The sequence below is a fragment of the Lacimonas salitolerans genome, assembly GCF_042677865.1.
GTDB classification, from domain to species: Bacteria; Pseudomonadota; Alphaproteobacteria; order Rhodobacterales; family Rhodobacteraceae; genus Lutimaribacter; species Lutimaribacter salitolerans.
The window spans coordinates 1-696 of record NZ_JBHUDD010000067.1 but is presented as its reverse complement, the minus strand read 5'-3'; the positions used below and the strand labels follow the sequence as shown (position 1 = coordinate 696).

General features: G+C 58.3%; 1 protein-coding gene. It reads left to right on the top strand.

The genetic code is table 11. The features are described 5' to 3' along the window. Positions 1 to 291: 291 nt before the first annotated feature. The gene (locus ACFTOW_RS13250; protein ID WP_379916491.1) at positions 292 to 633 is read left to right on the top strand and encodes a helix-turn-helix domain-containing protein; all 342 of its coding nucleotides are present in this window, start codon (positions 292 to 294) and stop codon (positions 631 to 633) included. The last annotated feature ends 63 nt before the right edge of the window (positions 634 to 696 follow it).

The window sequence follows — 696 nt, the reverse complement described above, 5'->3', positions numbered from 1 at the left end:
GCGCGCAGGCTGGGATGACACCTTCCTGCGCTCGATTCTCACAAACATAGCAATGGCTTAATGCCAAAAGCGATTGCCCTGCGGTGAGGGCAGCAACTCGGCTGACCCTGTATTTGCTATGGCAGAGACCACTTCTTGACGGCGGAGCCCGCCTGGGCAACTATTAATTCAGGTATCAGGTCACCCGGATGCCCTGTGATCTGACGACCTAAACCGCTTTTCGTTCCCGAGCTAGTGTTCGACACCTGACATAGGATTCCCATCGGGGGCTTGATGTGCCACATTCCTGGCATGAGACGCTCCGACATCTGCCTTTACCTTGGCCCCGCCGACCGTGCTGAGCTTCGAGCTCTGACCACCAACCGCAACACGCCGCGCAAGCTTGTTTGGCGCGCCGAGATTGTGCTGGCGACAGCGGATTGTCATGGCACCTTCGAGATCATGCGGCGCGCGAAGACGTCGAAACCCACGGTCTGGCGCTGGGAACAACGGTATCTTGAGGAAGGCGTGGCCGGTATCAAGCGCCACAAGACACGACCGTCACGTGTACCGCCGCTACCCATGGAAACGCGACTGAAGGTCATCGCCAAGACGGTGCAGGAGACGCCGCCCAATGTAGCGCGACAAACTTGATGAGAAGAGCGCGTCAATCAGGATGAGAATCCTTGGTCGCGACGCTTGAGAAGATGCCGCCCT

Excerpts from the sequence above, each read along its gene's own strand:
- ACFTOW_RS13250 (WP_379916491.1), top strand. The coding sequence starts at position 292 with ATGAGACGCTCCGACATCTGCCTTTACCTTGGCCCCGCCGACCGTGCT.